This window comes from Brevibacterium sp. Z349TD_9 (genome assembly GCF_056173565.1).
This window is the reverse complement of sequence record NZ_CM149680.1, coordinates 2,869,649-2,885,220: the sequence shown is the minus strand read 5'-3', so window position 1 is coordinate 2,885,220 and position 15,572 is coordinate 2,869,649. Positions and strand designations below refer to the sequence as shown.

Here is a 15,572-nt window from a genome sequence, read left to right as displayed (position 1 = left end):
CGGCCTTTCGCGGAGCGGGATATGGAGAGATCCATATGTGTCTCACTCGCGCACCCGCGGCTTCGCGCTCTTTTTTCGAACGCCGGACTGTCATCTTCGCCACAGTCGGCGGAGCAATCGTCCTGACAGACTCGAATATAGGGCAATCAGAGTTCCGCGCCAAGTCAGAGCCGGTGTGGGCGCGAATGCGGCGCCGAATTTCAGATCCAGAATGCGAGAAATGGCTCTTGCATAATTGGAAGAATTCACTTACTCAGAAGTAGTTAACTCCCAATACTTCTCGGTAATATAGATAATGAATTGGTCATTCACGGTAAAAGCATGATAAATATAGATAGCGAAAGATGTCGGGATGAATTCGCAGAACTGCGCTGAAAGTGAATTGGTCATTCATGTGAGCGTCATTCCTGTGTTTCCGACAATTCATCATGAATGGCACCGGTAGTGCTGGAAAGTGAAATCACATGAGAATCAATAAGAAGTCTGTCGTCGCAGGTGGAGCCGCTGTTGCACTGCTCGTCGGGGGAGGGCTCACGTTCGCCCGCTGGTACGACGAGGCGTCGCTGGGCCAGGATGCCGCTGCCGTGCAGTCGGGTGTGCTCAACTTCGCGATCGACAACCTCTCGTGCCAGTGGGCTGACGGCGGCGATAATGTCGCACCGGGTGACGCGATTGTTCCCGGTGACACCATGCAGTGCACCGGCAGCTCGAAAGTCGTGACGAATATCAAGGGAAAGAACCTCAAAGCGACGCTGAGCGCGGTTCCGACGGGTGACCTCGCAAAACTCGTCGACGACGAATTCGCGGTGCTCAAGACCACGGTCAACGGCAGCACCTCGCCGCTCGCGCTCACCGCCGCCGATGACGGTGCGACCTTCGACGTCGGCTTCTCCATCTACTTCAAGGAGTTCAAGGACTCCCAGGACAACTCGCTCAACCGCGAGAACCCGGGCACCGACTCTGCGCAGTGGTGGGGCAAGGACAAGCAGGCCTCGGACTTCTCGTTCAACACCGGCGACGTCAAGCTGCGCCTGGTCCAGAGCGACCGCTGAGACCGTCTCCTCCGGCACGGACTCTCCGTGCCGGAGGACACGCGCGAAGAATCGGAGGTGAGATGAGAGTGCGGGTGTTCGCCGCTCTGGCCGCGGCCCTGCTCCTGCTGTCGAGCGGGTTGGGCAGCGGTGCGAAGTGGTACGACGAAGCTGCCTTCTCTCAGGCTCCGATCACCGTCGAGACCGGAGAGCTCGCGGCCACCGCCGCCGATCCCGCCTATCGGGTGATGAGCAGGATCGACAAGGATGCACGGCTGTCGGGGAAGCCCTCGTGCACGGCGACCGGTGACTTCAGGTCGTGCGCCGTGCTGACGAAGGATCAGGCGGAGGCCTTCGCCTTCATGCGGGGCGACCGACTCATCGTCTCCTCGTCGTTCGAGGTCGCCGCCGACGGTGAGAACCTGCGGTACGCGGTCACCCCGGACGCGGCACCCGCGAACGTCTCCGCCGCATGGTCGGCGGGGAAGGCGGCTGTGAGTCCGACCGGTCCGCTGACCGGTTCGCAGACCGTCACCGCCGAGCGGCCCTTCGACTGCCTCGGCGCGGCGGCAGGGTCGAGCGATTCCACTGCGCTGACGATTCCGTCGCTGTCCGTCACCGTTGTGCAGGAGGACCGATGATCCGGGGAGGGAACCCCAGCCGCCGAGCCCGCACGGGCCTCGCCGGTCTGTGTGCGCTGCTCTTCGTCGCCGTCGCCGCCGCTGTGGCTCTGAGTGCGAGTCCGGCCACACAGGCCCGGTTCACCTCGGAGGCTGCCGACTCGTCCGGTCTCACGGTTCGGGCCCAGCCCACGGTCATCAGAGCGAAGACCCTCGGGGTCGAGACCCCTGACTACGGAGACTGGAACTGGTTCGACCGGCAGATGAATGAGACCTCGCTGACGCTGACGAACGACTCGTCGACGACGCTGGTGGCGACGATCAGGATCGCCTCGGTGCAGCTCACCGGTGAGAACGTCTCGGAGGCGACTGACACGGCTCAGGCCTGGGTGAGGGACGCCGCCGGCGCGAAGCAGCAGATCGCCGCGAGCGTCACCTCGTCGACGTCGACCGCGCAGTTCCCCGGTGCGACCCTGCAGTGGAAGCTCGCTCCCGGAGCCCGGGAAGAGGTCGAGGTCGGTGTCGGAGCGAAGCCCACCTACCTGCTCTACCAGGATCTCACCGAGGCGAGGGGAGCGAAGTTCTCCTTCCGGTTCGCCGTGGAGTGGGCCGTCGACGGCCTGACCGAGGAGGAGAGCGCCCAGCTCTATCCCGACGGTGTGCTCGGTCCCGCCCCCGGAGACCGCTCGGCCTGCCCGGCAGGAGCGACGGCGAAGCAGGAGTGCCGGGGAGTGACGGCGACGGTGAAGCAGCCGGTGATCAAGACCGAGGCGACGCCCTATGAGATCATCACCTGCACCCCCGTCTACAACTCCGACTCCTCCCACACGTTCTCCGTCAGGACGGTGCAGCGTCCTGAGTTCTCCGGCCTGGCGAAGACGGCTCGACGACTCGACGGGGACCCCGAGGACTATGCGTCCTATGTCGCCATCCCCGAGGTGGGGTCCGGCTTCACCGGGGACCGCGTCGAGGTCATCAGGCAGCCCTACGACCGAACGGTCGGCTACGACAGGACCGTCCGGTTCGTCATCCGCGGCACCGGTGGTGCTGCGGGGCACCCGGCAGGACCGAACGGAGAGCGGGAGACCCAGTCACCCGTGTACGAGATGAACATCTACCGGCCGGCGTTCGATTCCAGCCCATCGTGCACCGTCAGTCTGGCGACGCTGTGATCGCCTGCCGCGCACTCACCAGCATCCCGTGGGCCGCATGGTTCGTCGCCGGGCCCCTGGCCCTGGTCACGCTCGCGACGCTCGCGATCGTCCTCGGCGGTTCCTTCGTCACCGTCCCTGCCGCCGCCGGAACCTGCCCGGCCTCGATCGACGAGACCATCACCGTCGCCGAGGTGGGCGGGAGCGGCGAGTTCGCGCCGTCCGAGTTCGAGCGCGCCTTCCCCGAGGTGCCCGGTCTGCTCGCTCCCGGTGCGACCGGCAGCGACGAGCTGAGCATCCGGTCGATCGCCGAGGCGCCGGTGGCGGTCACCCTCATCGTCGAGTCCCAGGACTCCCCGGTGGCGAACATCGACCACGATCTGCGGGTGACGATCACGTGGGCGGGGACGATCGCTGCGACGGGCACGTACAGTCAGGTCGTCGGCGAGCGCATTCCCCTGGGGACGATCGAACCGCAGGCTCAGGACATCCTCCGCGTCGACGTCGAGCTCCCGGCCGTCGCCGAGGAGGACAACGACACCCAGGATCGGACGTGGCCGCTGCGCTTCGACCTCGGCGTCAAGGCGGACACCGAATGCGAGAGCGACCGCACGGACGATCGGGCCGACTCCGACTCCCGGGGCGGCAGCGACGCGACCGACGATACGGCGGGGGAGGCCGCCTCGGCGGAGGGATCGTCGTCGAACGGAGACGACGCCCACGTCGACGGCACGGACACGGCGGAGGGGTCAGCGCTGCCGCGGACGGGGATCGACGGACTCGGGGTCATCGCACTCGCAGCCTTCGTGCTCGCGTTCGCAGGGTTCCTCCTCGTCGCCGCCGCACGCCGGCGATCGAGCGGCGGGCCGGGCGCTGCCGACAGCGAAGGAGAGGACCTCCGATGACCGCAGACACCCGAGCGTCCGCTGTTCCGACCCCCGCAGACGGTGTTCCCCGGCGACGACCGCGTCGTCGCCGCCGAGCGAACCGCATCGTCTCCTGGGTCTGCGGGATCCTCGTCGCGGCCTTCTCAGGCGTCCTCATCGCCACCGTCGCGCTGCCGCTGGCCATGGGCTGGGTGCCGCTCACCGTGATCACCGGGTCGATGGACCCGACGATCCCGCCCGGTTCGCAGGTCATCGTCAAACCGCTCACCCCGGCCCAGGCGCAGAACCTGCGCACCGGCCAGGTGATCACCTTCCAGATCGAATCCGGCGGCGACGAGGTCGTCACCCATCGCATCATCTCAGTCGACGAGGAGAACGGGGAGACCGTCTACCGCACCCAAGGCGACGCGAACGCCGCGGCCGACCCGGATCCGGTCCGTGCCGTGCAGGTCCGCGGACTCGTCCGCTACCACGTTCCCCTCGTCGGCTATGTCGCCACGCTCACCTCGCCCGAGCAGAAGCGGGTCGGCACATGGATCGCCGCCGGGCTCTTCGGCGCCTACGCGGTGTGGGAGATCGCCCGGCCGAAGCGACGCGGCTCCGGCCGGCACTGAGCATCACCGGCTCAGGCGCTCCCGCCATTCGGCCATGATCTCAGGCGGCGTCGGCTTCGAGACGAGGGAGCCTGCGACGTAGCCGAGCAGTGAGGCGAGGAGACCGAGGTAGATCGCCTCGTTCGAGTAGATGCCCAGCGTGATCATCACGACGATCGTCGTCACCGATCCGAGGATCATGCCCGCCATGACGCCGACGATCGTGCCGCGGCGGAAGACGAGACCGCCGAGGATCGGGATGAAGAGACCGGCGACGAGGAGGTTGTAGGCGACGGTGAGGGCCTCGACGACGCTCGGCATGATGAGGGCGAGTGCAAGGGTGACGATGCCGAGCCCGATGAGGTAGATCCGCGAGTCGCGGATCTCATCCCCGGTCTCGCGGACGAGGGAGCGCGTGAGCGCGGTCTTCGCTCCGCCGGATCCGTCCGTCCTCGTCCCGGCCGCGAGCTCCTCATCGCTCGTCACCGGCATGATGTCGCGCTTGGCCAGGAGCGGCTCGACGATGTCCTGCCGGCACACGGTCGAGGCGGCCATGAGCGACCCCGAGGCCGTCGACATCATCGCCGCGAGTGCCGCGGCGAGGACGAACCCGGCGAGCACCGGCGACATCGACGCGTCGACGACGGCGACGAAGACATCGTCGGCGACATCGATGCCCGGCACGATCCGGGTCGCCGCCATCCCGATGAGGGCACCGGCGACGGCGTAGAGGAGGCAGTAGACGCCGGCCGAGAGCCTACCCCACCGGGCCACGCCGGGACTGCGCGCGGTGAACACGCGCTGCCAGATGTCCTGCCCGATGAGCAGGCCGAGGGTGTAGATGAGGATGTAGCTCAGGATCGCCTGCCATCCGATGCCCACGGGACTCGTCGCCTCGGCGGGCAGGGACGAGAACAGCTCCGTCAGCCCTCCCGCGCGGTTGATGACGAGGGGGAGCATGAGGAGGAAGATGCCGACGGTCTGGATGAGGAACTGGACGAAGTCGGTGAGCGTGATCGACCACATGCCACCGAGCATCGAGTACGTGATGACGATGCCGCCGCCGATGATCACCGACCAGAACTTGTCGAGGTCGAACAGGGCGTGGAAGACCGTCGCGTAGGCGACCGTCGAGGTCGTCGAGATCATGAGACCGTAGGCGGTCATGATCGTCCCGGACACGAGGCGCGAGCCCTTCCCGTAGCGGAGTTCGAGCATCTGCGAGACGGTGTAGATCTCGAGCCTCTGGATCTTCGGGGCGAAGAACAGGGAGAGGACGATGATGCCCATGCCGATGCTCAAGACCAGCCACATGCCTGAGAGCCCAGCGGTGTAGCCGAGGCCGACCCCGCCGATGGTCGACGCCCCGCCGAGGACGACGGCCGACATCGTGCCCGTGTAGAGCAGTCCGCCCAGCCGTCTGCCGGCGACGAGGAAGTCGTCCTGGTCCTTCGCCTTGAACCGGCCCCAGATTCCGAATCCCACCATCGCGGCGAGATAGATGATGACAACGAGTGAGTCCACAGTGACTCCTTATTCCAGGGTCGGTTCAGTCGCCGACGGTGATGTGGATGATGGTGGGAACGGCGCGTCCCAGCGCCTCGGCGACGGCGTCGGGCAGCTCTGCGGTCATCTCCGACTCCCGCATGCTCACCCCGACCCCTCCCATCGAGGCGCCGAGCTGGGCGAAGTCCGGGCGAGCGAGGCGGACGGCGAAGGGCTCCATGTCCCGGTCGACCATCTGCTCCTCGATCTCCGCGTACCCGCCGTTGTCGACGATGACGAAGGGGATCCCGAGGCCGAGTTCGGTCGCGGTCATGACCTCCTGGATCGAGAACATCGCCGCCCCGTCCCCGAGGACGCAGACGACCGGACGCTGCGGGGAGGCGACCTTCGCCCCGATCGCCGCCGGAATGCCGTAGCCGAGCGTGGCGAAGCCGGGCATGTAGAGCAGCTGGTCGGGGGTGTGGGCGAGAAGCGCGTGGACCGAGCCGTCGTAGGTGACCTGGGAGGAGTCCCCGGCGATGACGACGTCCGGGCCGGCGCCGGCGGCGACGAGCCGGGTCACCCGGGCCCCGATCCGCTCGGAGTCGAAATCTGCGCCCCAGTGCGCGCGGATCGTCTCGACCCTCTCCCTCGCCGAGGCGGTCCCGCCGTCGGTCGTGGTCGTGTCCTCTGCGGGTGTGTCCGCAGCCGCCGGTGCGGCGTCGAGTTCGGCGGCGAGTGCGGTGAGGAACTCACCGGTGTCGGCGCAGACGAGGATGTCCCCGCTGAGGTTCTTGCCCAACTGGTCGGGGTCGATGTCGCAGCGGATGACGACCTGGTCTGCCGACTCGTCCCTGACCCCGGGGGCGGTCTGGGCGCCGATCGTCCCGCCCCAGAGGTCGGAGTCGGCGAGTTCGGAGCCGAGGACGATGAGGACGTCGGCGGCGGCGGTCTCGGCCTGGACGCTCGGGAATCGGACGTTCGACCCCAGCGAGAGCGGATGGTCCTCATCGACGATGCCCTTGCCGTTGGCCGTCGTCGCCACCGGAGCGTCGATCGACTCGGCGAGCGCCGCCACCTCGGCGGCGGCCGCACGCGCCCCGCCGCCTGCGACGATGACCGGGCGTGAGGCACTGCGGATCGCCTCGGCAGCGCGGGTGACGGCGTGGGCGTCGAGACCGGGCCGGCGGGCCGGGATCGGCGCGGGCACGCTGCCGTGCCAGGCGCCCTCGAGGACGTCGAGGGGGACCTCGATGTGGACAGGACCCGGACGGGAGGACGCGAAGAGGGCGAACGCCTCGGCGACGGCCTGGGCCGCACCCTCGGCGGTGCGCGTGCGCTGGGAGGACACGAGCAGGTGGGACAGGGCCCCGGAGGAGTCCTTGGTCTCATGGAGCATGCCGATGTCGGCGCGCTCGAGCCCGGTGGGCACACCGGGGGAGAGGATGAGCATCGGACGCGACTCCGCGTACGCGGTCGCCGCTGCCGTGATGACGTTCGTCAGTCCCGGACCCGAGGTCGTGATGACGACCCCGGGCTTGCCCGAGAGCAGGAAGTACCCGTCGGCGCCGTAGCCGGCACCCTGCTCGTGGCGAGGCGTGACGGCGCGGATCCCGAACGCCGGCAGATGCCGGTAGAACTCGAGGTTGTGGGTGCCGGGGATGCCGAAGATCGTGTCGACACCATGGGCGACGAGCGTCGAGACGACGGCGAGGCCGCCGTTGCGGTGGGTCGTCTCAGACACCGAGGGCCTCCCCGCTGGGACCCGAGGGTCCGGTGAGCCCGTTCTGCTCGGCCGCCCACAGGGAGAGGATCTCGTAGCCGGCGTGGGCGGCGGCGAGCCCCGTGATCTCCGCATGGTCGTAGGCGGGGGCGACCTCGACGATCTCCGCGCCGACGATGTTGAGCCCCTGGAGCCCGCGGATGGTATTGAGCAGCTCACGGCTCGTCATGCCGCCCGCCTCGGGGGTGCCGGTGCCGGGCGCGGCCGCCGGGTCGAGGACGTCGATGTCGATCGAGAGGTAGACAGGAGCATCGCCGAGGCGCCTGCGGATGCGGGCGACGACCTCGGGCACGGAGGTGAACTGGTAGTCGTCGCTGCGGATGATCTGGAAGCCGAGCACGCTGTCGTCCTCGAGGTCCTTGCTCCCGTAGAGGGGGCCGCGGATGCCGACGTGCATGCACGATTCGAGGTCGAGCAGACCCTCTTCGCTCGCCCGCCGGAAGGGCGTGCCGTGCGTGTACGGGGCCCCGAAGTACGTGTCCCATGTGTCGAGGTGGGCGTCGAAGTGGAGGACGGCGATCTTCCCGTGCGTCTTGTGCAGCGAACGGAGGTTCGGCAGCGCGAGCGTGTGGTCGCCGCCGAGGGTGAGGATCTTCGCTCCGTCGGCGCGCAGGGCGTCGGCGTTCTCCTCGACGGTGGCGATGGCCTCTTCGATGTCGAAGGGATTGACGCCGAGGTCACCGCAGTCGGCGACCTGCTGCCACGTGAACGGGTGGACGTTCGTCGCCTGGTTGTAGGGGCGCAGCAGCTTCGAGGACTGGCGGATGTGCGCGGGACCGAAGCGGGCACCGGGACGGTAGCTGACACCGGCATCGAAGGGGATGCCGACGACCTTGACGTCGATCCTCTCACCCGGACGGGCAGCTTCGACCTCGTCGAGGCGGGGGAGGAGACCGAAGGTCGGGGGTCCCGCGAAGCGCGGGGTCTGGCTGTAGTCGGCAGGGCCGAGGGGTTGGGACGGCATGGACTCTCCTTGGGCGTCGTCGGGTGAGGGCGGCAGTGTGTGCCCTCAGCCTAGGACGTGTCATCCCCGTCACAGATATCCACTGCGGACAGTGCATCCGCCGAGCATGGACACAGTGGATAGGATGGGCGCATGGTCACCTTGGGACAGCTGTGGGCGCGGCGCGAACTCGCCCTCGAGATCGCCGTCGATCCGCCGGGCGCGCGGGAGAAGGAGGTGACGATCGTCCACTCCTCCGAGCTGCCGGAAGTCGACGAATGGCTCGCCGGCGGCGAGGTTCTGCTCACGATCGGCGTCGGCCAGGATCTCACCGCGCCCTCGGCCGGTGACTACATCGCGAGACTCACCCGGGTCGGGGTCCACGCGCTCGGCATCGGTCTCGGCAGCGACCTGCCCTCGGTCGAGCTGCCGGCCTCGCTCATCCGGCATGCTGAGGAACACGGGCTCGCGCTCTTCGGCGTGCCCGAACCCGTGCCGTTCGTCGCCGTCGTCGACGCCTTCACGAGGATGCGCGAGGAGGAGACGAACCGCGAGGTCACCCGAGCCTCGAGCGCGGGTCGCCGGTTCGCCACCGCGCTCGCCCGCACCGGTCCCGCCGATCTCGTCGCCGACCTCGCCGACACCCTCGGCGGCGAGGTCCAGTTCGTCTCCCCGACCGGGCGGGGGCTGACCGGTCCGAACCCGCCTGTGGCCGTGCGCTCCGAGCTCATCGGCGAGGCGCTCGGCACCTCGTCGGCTCCGCGTCTGCTCAGGGCAGGCGCGGGAGGGTTCGAGGCCGTGCCGGTCGGTGATGAGCGGGTCGCCGGATGGATCCTCGCTGCGGCGGAGACGACCGTGAGTCAGCGCACCCGCTCCCAGCTGCTCTCGACCGCTGCGGCCCTCCTCGGTCTCGCGATCTCCGCGGGGCCGCCTCGGCGGGGTGAGTCGCGCCTGTTCACGACGTCACTGCAGCCGGCGGAGGCCCGGACGGAGTGGGTGCTGCGCACCGGTTCGCCCGCGGTCGCCCGTGCCCGATTCACGATCTTCGGCGAGGTGCGCGGAGAGACCGCGGAACAGCTGCTCGCCGACCTCGGTCCCGACACCCTCATCGCCCGCTCCGGGTCGATGGTCGGCGTCCTCCACACCGGCGACAGCCTCGTCGATCGGGTCGCGGAGGTGACGGGGGTGGAGAAGCTCTTCGCCAAACTGCTGCCCCTGACCCAGGTCCATCACACGTGGACGGTGTGGCGGACCCAGCATGAGACGGCGAACTCCGATGTCAGGGCGCTGCTGTCGGCGATCGACGAGGCGGCGGCGAACCGCTTCGTCGACCGGGTCCTCGGCGACCTCATCTCCTCGAAGGACGGGCGCGAGCTGCTCCTCACCCTGCGGTCCTTCATCGCCGCCGGGGGAGTGCGGGACGCTGTGGCGACCGAGCTCGGCGTCCACCGGCACACGGTGCGGGCGCGGCTGCAGCGGATCGAACGGCTGCTCGGGCGCGATCTTGCGGACCCGGAGACGACGCAGGCCGTGGCGATCGCCCTCGAACTCGCCGAACTCTGACCGCCGGCGTGCCGGGTCCGGTCAGCCGAAGTGCTCGGCGCGGAAGGCCGCTGCGACCTCAAGGACCCGGTCGAGGGCCTCGGGCGGGCCGATGCTGATGCGCACCCCGTCGCCGAGGTTGCGCACGGCGATCGCGGCGGCGACGCAGGCGTCCTCGAAGGCGTCGGAGAGCGGCCCGAGCGGCAGCCAGACGAAGTTGCCCTGAGCCTCGGGGACCTCCCAGCCCTGGGTGCGCAGGCCCGCGGCGAATCCGTCGCGGATCGTGGCGATCTGCCTTGCGCGGTCGATGACCTCGTCCCAGTGGCGCAGCGACTCGAGCGCCGCGGCCTGGCTGAGGTCGGTGACGCCGAAGGGGATGACGGCCTTGAGGAGGCCGGCGATGACGCTCGGATGGCCGACTCCGTAGCCGACGCGCAGCCCTGCGAGTCCGTGGGCCTTGGAGAAGGTGCGCAGGAGGACGACGTTGGGATGGTCGGCGACGAGCTCGAGGCCGTCGACGGCGCCGGGCGTGTTCGCGAACTCCCAGTACGCTTCGTCGAGGGCGACGACGACATGGTCGGGGACCGCGGTGAGGAATTCGCGCACCTCGGCGTCGCGGAGCACCGGGCCGGTCGGGTTGTTCGGGGAGCAGAGGATGATGAGGCTCGTCGCCTCGGTGATCGCGGCCGCCATCGCCGCGAGGTCGTGGGTGCCGTCGGACCGCAGCGGCACCTCGATGCGGGTCGACCCGGCCAGGCCCGTCGTCTGCGGGTACATCTCGAACGACGGCCAGGGGTAGATCGCCTCGGTGGTCGCGTCCGAGGTGATCTGGGTGAGGGCGACTAGGAGCTCGCTCGCCCCCGTCGTGACGACGAGGTTGTCGGTGCCCACGCCGAGGCGGTCGGCGAGCTCCCGGCGCAGCGCCGCCGCCGCGTCGTCGGGGTAGGCGGCGGGGGCGACGGCGTGGGCGGCCATCGTCTCGAGCACGGCCGGCAGCGGCGGCAGGTGGTTCTCGTTCGAGGAGAGCTTGTACGGGGTGAGACCGGGCACCTCTGCCGGCGGTTTGCCCGGGATGTAGGGCGGGAACGTCGTCAGGGCGGAGCGCAGACGCGGCAGGCCGGGGGCAGCCTCGGCCGAGGGTGAGGTGTCGGTCATGCACTCATGATCGCACAGCGCTCACCACGGCTTGTCCGGGGTCGTGCGTCCGCCGTTGCCGCCGGGTCCCTGCTGCTGCTGTTCGCGGTTGGAGTCCTCGCCGCGCTGGCGCAGCTCCTCACGCTTCTTCTCCTCCTCGGTCATCTCGCCCGAGTCGTCCTTCTGCTCCTCGCTGCCCTGATCGTCCTGGTTCTGGTCGCCGGAGCCCTGCTGGTCGTCGGTGTTCTGCTGGTCGTCGCCGTTCTGCTCGTCATCGCCCTGAGACCCCTGGGAGTCGTCGCCGGATCCGCTGTCCTGGCTCTGGCCGCCGTCCTTCTTCTCCTGGACGCGTTCGCTGGCCTCGTCGCTCTTCTGCTGGGTCTCGCTCTGATCCGGCCGGCACTCCTCGGGAGCGTCGGCGAGCGTGGCCAGCGCCTGGTCGTAGAGTTCTCCGGACTTCTTCTCGTCCTGGCCTGCGACCTGGTCGGCGAGCTTCTCGTAGACGAAGGAGAGGTTGATCCGCACCGCGCACTCGTCCCGCGGCGGGGTGAGGTCGAGCGCGGTCTCGAGGTCCTCCTGCGCGGGTTCGAAGTCACCGACGGCGGCCTTCGCGGTGCCCCGGTTGTAGTAGCCGATGTGGCGTTCGAGCGGGCTGAGCGCAAGGAAGACGGTCGCTGCCTTCTGGGCTCCGGGGAAGTCGTTGGAGTCGTAGCGGACCTGCGATGCCGCACCGAAGTAGACGGTCGTCGCGATATAGGCGAAGGCGAGACCGAGCGCCGTGCCGAGGAGGAGGTTGATCTTCGTGAGCAGACGCAGGCGCGTCCACAGGCGGGTGAGTCGCCTCATCGTCGTCCTCCGCTCTCCGGACGCGAGGGAGCACCGACCGGCATCGGGCGGCGGGGGTCCCCGTGTGGCGGTCCGGTGCGCGGTGGCGGTCCGGAACCCGGTGGGGGACCGAAGGGCCGCGGGGGTCCGCCGGGCAGCGGCGGCCCGGGCAGCGGCGGACCCGACATCGGCGGGGGCGCGGCTGCACGGCGACCGCCTCGGCGCGGGGGCATGATCGCCCGCAGGCGGACGAACTCCCGGAAGGCGAAGATCATCTCCACGGCGATCCACGCGAAGACGAGCGCGAGCGGGATCCAGTAGTACTCGTCGACGGTGACGCGCCCGTCCTTGCGCACGAGCTGCTGATCGTAGGTCGGTGCGGTGTAGACCGAGGACATCGGGGCGCTGCCGTCGCGCAGGTGGTAGGGGACGCCGAGGTCGGAGCTCAGCTGCCTGAGGTTCGCCTCGTCGATCGTCGAGATCCCGAGGTTGCCCTCGGCGTCGCGGATGTACTCATCGTCCGAGGACGAGCCGGAGTCGAGGCCGCCGCCGTCCTGGCCGGAGCTGTCCTGATCCCAGGGGTCCTGGTCGGTGCCGCCGGGGAATCCGCCGGAGCCGAAGGGCTGGGACTCCTTCATCTTCCCGCCCGCGGTCGTGCCGTAGCCGAACACGGCGCCGGAGTCGATGCGGGAGGCGAAGGAGGTCCACGAGTCCGGCTGACCGGGCGCCGTCTGCTCTCCGTCGCCGAAGTAGAAGACGAGGGTCTTGTTGCCCGGCCGGTCCTCCTCGTTCGAATCCATCCGGGCCTTGAGCTCGTCACCGGCCTCGGTGATCGACGAGCCGTTCGAATTGAGCGAGTACTCCGGGGTGAGCACGTCGACCGCCGAGGCGAAGGCCGCGTGGTCGGTTGTCAGGGGCATCGCCGTCGAGGCGGTCGAGGCGAAGGTGATGATGCTCAGGCGCGCGCCCGGCAGCTGCTCCGCGAGCGCGAGCATGTCCTCCTTGACCCCGTCGATGCGCGGGGTGGTCCCGTTGTAGTCCTCGGCGGCCATCGACGTCGTCGTGTCGACGAGGAAGTAGACGTCGGCGGCGGTCTCGTACTCCTCGGTCGTCGACTCGGTGGTGACGCCCGGGCGGGCGAGGGCGAGGGCGAGGACGGCGACGACGCCGATGCGCGCGAACCACTTCCACTTCGGGCCCCGGCCGCGGATGAGGGGGATGAGGCACACGGCGAGGAGGACGGCGACGATGACGGCCGTGCCGATCCATCCGAGCAGCGGGTCGAAGGTCATGATCGCACCCTCCACGCGAGGACGAAGACGCCGATGAGTCCGAACGCGGCGATGAGCAGGGGAGCGGCGGGCATGTCGTGGACGATCGTGTACGAGCGACCCGGAGTGTTCTGCGCCTCCTGGCTCTGGATCTCCGAGACGATGCGGTCGATCGTCGTCGCCGAACCCATGTCGAACTGCTTGCCGCCGGTCCGATCGGAGACGGACCTGAGCTCCTGGGTCTGGGTGGTTGCGAGGATCGACGGCGGGGAGAGGCTGTAGATCCGGACGTTCGCCTCCACGGCGATGTCGGCGGCCTCGTTGAGCTCGAACAGGGGCTCACCGGCGAGCATGTTGTCGGTGGCGAAGACGATCGAGCGCGACCGGTCCTCGTCCTTGCGGTCGAAGTTGTCGATGCAGGACACGAGTCCGTCGCCGATGAGCGAGGACCCGCCGATGTTCGGCGGCGAGGTCGACCATGAGTAGTCGGTGCCCTCCGAGCCCCACGTCCGGAACCCCTGCTCGGCGTCCTCGAGGTAGTTCTGCACCATGTCGTAGTCATCGGTGAGCGGGAACGCGGAGACCGCGGTCGCATTGAACACGGTCATGCCGATGCGCTCGCCGTCGAAGCGCTCGACGAGCTCCTGGTAGGCGGCCAGCAGGTCGGCGTCGTAGCCGAGCATCGAGCCGGAGACGTCGAGGCAGAGCATGACGTCGCGCAGCTTCTTCTCCGGGTTGACGGTCTCGATCCAGGCGGGCCGGGCGACTCCGGCGAGCGCCCCGAGTCCGGTGAGGGCGATGACGCCGAGGAAGGCGGCGGTGAGCGTCATCTTCCTCCGCATCGCACGGCGGAACCCGGGAAGGCTCGTCATCCGTGCGCTGTGGGCGACGGGCAGGGAGGAGACCGTGCGGCGCGGACGCCGGAAGACGACGACGGCGAGTGCGGCGAGGACGAGGAGCGCGAGCGCGAGCCACCAGAACATCAGGACCATCGCGCCACCAGCTTCCTCGCCTCGGCGATCTGGGCACGCAGGTCCTCGGCCCCGTCCTCGGCGAACTCGGCGGTGTAGAGCCCGCGCAGGGAATCGGCGAGGTCGTCGAGGCCGGCGACCGCGGCATCGCGGTACGTCAGATGCTCCGAGCGCACGCCCCACGCGTCGCGGGCGAACTCGCGGACGATCTTCGCCAGCGTCCGCGCGCCCTCGCGGACGTCGGTCTCACCGGCGGCGAGATCCGCCTCGACGTCGGCGATGCGGGTCATGTACGTGCTGCGGACGGGGATCGGGATCCGCGGCTGCGCCTTCGCCGTGGCGCCGGCGGCCGCGCGCAGGAGCGGGGCGAAGAGGTTGACGAGCGCTGCGAGGAGGACGATCGCGGCGGCGACGTACCACCACACCGAGATCTGCAGCGGACCCATGAGCTCAACGGGACCCACGACGGTGCCTCCAGAGCAGGGAATGCAGGCTGCCGAGCGCCTGCTCGGGCTCGGACACCTCGGTGTGGGCGATCCCGAGCTTCGAGAGCAGGTCGGTGCGGTGCTGACGGCGCTCCGCCTCGGCGACGATGAACTCCGCCTGCACCCGGGGGTCAGCCATGACCGAGGACGGCAGGCCGACGTCGGCGCGGGCGACGTCGAAGGGGGCGGCGGCGGGGCCGAGACGCGCGAGGTCGGCGTCGGTGATGGTGATCCAGAGGATCTCGTGCTGGGCGCGCAGGCGCCTGATCGTCGCCTCCGCCTCGGGGCCGAGCGGCGCCTGGTCGGAGATGACGACGATGAGCATCCGGTGGGTGATGTGCCCGGCGATCCACTGCAGCTGCGCGTCGATCGACCCGTCGGTCGTCCCTCCGGCCTCGGCGAGGATCTGCTGGAGGAGGTGCTCGAGGTGGGCCTCGCTGCCCTTGCGCGGGGAGGCCAGCGTGTGCTCGGCGTCGCCGTGGATGAGCATGACGTCGTCACCGTGGCGCACGGCGAGGTAGCCGGTCATCCCGGCCATGAGGATTGCGAGCTGCCGTTTGTCCGCCCCCGCCGAGGTGACGGCGTCGAAGCCGCGGGAGGTGTCGACGACGAGGGCGAGGATGTGGCGACGGTGGGCGACGTAGCGCTTGACGAGCGGATCCGCATGGCGGGCCGTGGCCTTCCAGTCGATGTCGCGGATCTCGTCACCGGGGATGTAGTCGCGCAGGTCGTCGAAGTCGAGGCTGTGGCCGTGGAAGACCGAGGAGTAGTCCCCGTCGAGGAGACGGCGCGTGCGCCGGTGGGCGTGGATGGTCATCCGCGCCTTGATCCGATTGAGCAGAGCAGTCATC

At 69.2% G+C, this 15,572-nt stretch carries 15 protein-coding genes; 6 read left to right on the top strand and 9 right to left on the bottom strand.

The features are described 5' to 3' along the window. Nucleotides 1-464 precede the first annotated feature (464 nt). The 5 genes from AC0VYB_RS13480 to AC0VYB_RS13460 all read left to right on the top strand — a co-directional run bounded on the left by AC0VYB_RS13480 (nucleotide 465) and on the right by AC0VYB_RS13460 (nucleotide 4,303). A complete protein-coding gene (locus tag AC0VYB_RS13480; RefSeq protein WP_009379545.1) occupies nucleotides 465-1,052 on the top strand; it encodes a hypothetical protein in 588 nt (195 codons plus the stop codon). 62 nt (nucleotides 1,053-1,114) lie between these two features. Then, nucleotides 1,115-1,672 carry a hypothetical protein gene (locus tag AC0VYB_RS13475; protein WP_131248136.1) on the top strand — a complete coding sequence of 186 codons (558 nt, stop codon included), beginning with the start codon at nucleotides 1,115-1,117 and terminating at the stop codon, nucleotides 1,670-1,672. Then, nucleotides 1,669-2,823, top strand: a complete 1,155-nt coding sequence (locus AC0VYB_RS13470) for a hypothetical protein (RefSeq protein ID WP_009379542.1) — start codon at nucleotides 1,669-1,671, stop codon at nucleotides 2,821-2,823. The genes AC0VYB_RS13475 and AC0VYB_RS13470 overlap by 4 nt, the downstream gene beginning before the upstream one ends. Next, complete coding sequence (locus AC0VYB_RS13465) at nucleotides 2,796-3,707, top strand: hypothetical protein (RefSeq protein WP_259823712.1); 912 nt, start codon at nucleotides 2,796-2,798, stop codon at nucleotides 3,705-3,707. Before AC0VYB_RS13470 ends, AC0VYB_RS13465 begins: the two co-directional genes overlap by 28 nt. Next, on the top strand, nucleotides 3,704-4,303 hold the full coding sequence (locus AC0VYB_RS13460) for a signal peptidase I (protein ID WP_009379538.1): 600 nt from the start codon (nucleotides 3,704-3,706) through the stop codon (nucleotides 4,301-4,303). Before AC0VYB_RS13465 ends, AC0VYB_RS13460 begins: the two co-directional genes overlap by 4 nt. 3 nt (nucleotides 4,304-4,306) lie before the next feature. Here AC0VYB_RS13460 and AC0VYB_RS13455 read toward each other — a convergent pair whose 3' ends face one another. From AC0VYB_RS13455 to speB, 3 genes are read right to left on the bottom strand one after another with little or no spacing between them, the layout of a single operon-like run. Continuing rightward, on the bottom strand, nucleotides 4,307-5,806 hold the full coding sequence (locus AC0VYB_RS13455; RefSeq protein ID WP_475384746.1) for a sodium:solute symporter family protein: 1,500 nt from the start codon (nucleotides 5,804-5,806) through the stop codon (nucleotides 4,307-4,309). 25 nt (nucleotides 5,807-5,831) lie between these two features. Further along, nucleotides 5,832-7,511 (bottom strand): thiamine pyrophosphate-binding protein, encoded by a 1,680-nt coding sequence (locus AC0VYB_RS13450; RefSeq protein WP_009379534.1) that lies wholly within the window; start codon nucleotides 7,509-7,511, stop codon nucleotides 5,832-5,834. Continuing rightward, nucleotides 7,504-8,514, bottom strand: a complete 1,011-nt coding sequence (speB, locus tag AC0VYB_RS13445) for an agmatinase (RefSeq protein WP_063249144.1) — start codon at nucleotides 8,512-8,514, stop codon at nucleotides 7,504-7,506. The genes AC0VYB_RS13450 and speB overlap by 8 nt, the downstream gene beginning before the upstream one ends. A gap of 132 nt (nucleotides 8,515-8,646) precedes the next feature. Between speB and AC0VYB_RS13440 the strand changes: the two genes are divergently transcribed. Then, on the top strand, nucleotides 8,647-10,056 hold the full coding sequence (locus AC0VYB_RS13440) for a PucR family transcriptional regulator (protein ID WP_009379530.1): 1,410 nt from the start codon (nucleotides 8,647-8,649) through the stop codon (nucleotides 10,054-10,056). A 21-nt stretch (nucleotides 10,057-10,077) separates the two neighbouring features. On the opposite strand, the gene AC0VYB_RS13435 is transcribed toward AC0VYB_RS13440, so the two are convergent. From AC0VYB_RS13435 to AC0VYB_RS13410, 6 genes are read right to left on the bottom strand one after another with little or no spacing between them, the layout of a single operon-like run. Then, complete coding sequence (locus tag AC0VYB_RS13435) at nucleotides 10,078-11,190, bottom strand: histidinol-phosphate transaminase (protein ID WP_009379528.1); 1,113 nt, start codon at nucleotides 11,188-11,190, stop codon at nucleotides 10,078-10,080. A 21-nt stretch (nucleotides 11,191-11,211) separates the two neighbouring features. Beyond that, on the bottom strand, nucleotides 11,212-12,015 hold the full coding sequence (locus tag AC0VYB_RS13430) for a hypothetical protein (RefSeq protein ID WP_009379526.1): 804 nt from the start codon (nucleotides 12,013-12,015) through the stop codon (nucleotides 11,212-11,214). Beyond that, nucleotides 12,012-13,286, bottom strand: coding sequence for a vWA domain-containing protein (locus AC0VYB_RS13425; RefSeq protein ID WP_144589344.1), 1,275 nt, complete (start codon nucleotides 13,284-13,286; stop codon nucleotides 12,012-12,014). Before AC0VYB_RS13425 ends, AC0VYB_RS13430 begins: the two co-directional genes overlap by 4 nt. After that, nucleotides 13,283-14,257, bottom strand: a complete 975-nt coding sequence (locus tag AC0VYB_RS13420; protein ID WP_009379522.1) for a vWA domain-containing protein — start codon at nucleotides 14,255-14,257, stop codon at nucleotides 13,283-13,285. Before AC0VYB_RS13420 ends, AC0VYB_RS13425 begins: the two co-directional genes overlap by 4 nt. Next, nucleotides 14,248-14,700 carry a hypothetical protein gene (locus AC0VYB_RS13415; RefSeq protein WP_100227494.1) on the bottom strand — a complete coding sequence of 151 codons (453 nt, stop codon included), beginning with the start codon at nucleotides 14,698-14,700 and terminating at the stop codon, nucleotides 14,248-14,250. The genes AC0VYB_RS13420 and AC0VYB_RS13415 overlap by 10 nt, the downstream gene beginning before the upstream one ends. Next, nucleotides 14,687-15,571 carry a DUF58 domain-containing protein gene (locus AC0VYB_RS13410; protein ID WP_009379515.1) on the bottom strand — a complete coding sequence of 295 codons (885 nt, stop codon included), beginning with the start codon at nucleotides 15,569-15,571 and terminating at the stop codon, nucleotides 14,687-14,689. Before AC0VYB_RS13410 ends, AC0VYB_RS13415 begins: the two co-directional genes overlap by 14 nt. Between the last annotated feature and the right edge of the window lies 1 nt (nucleotide 15,572).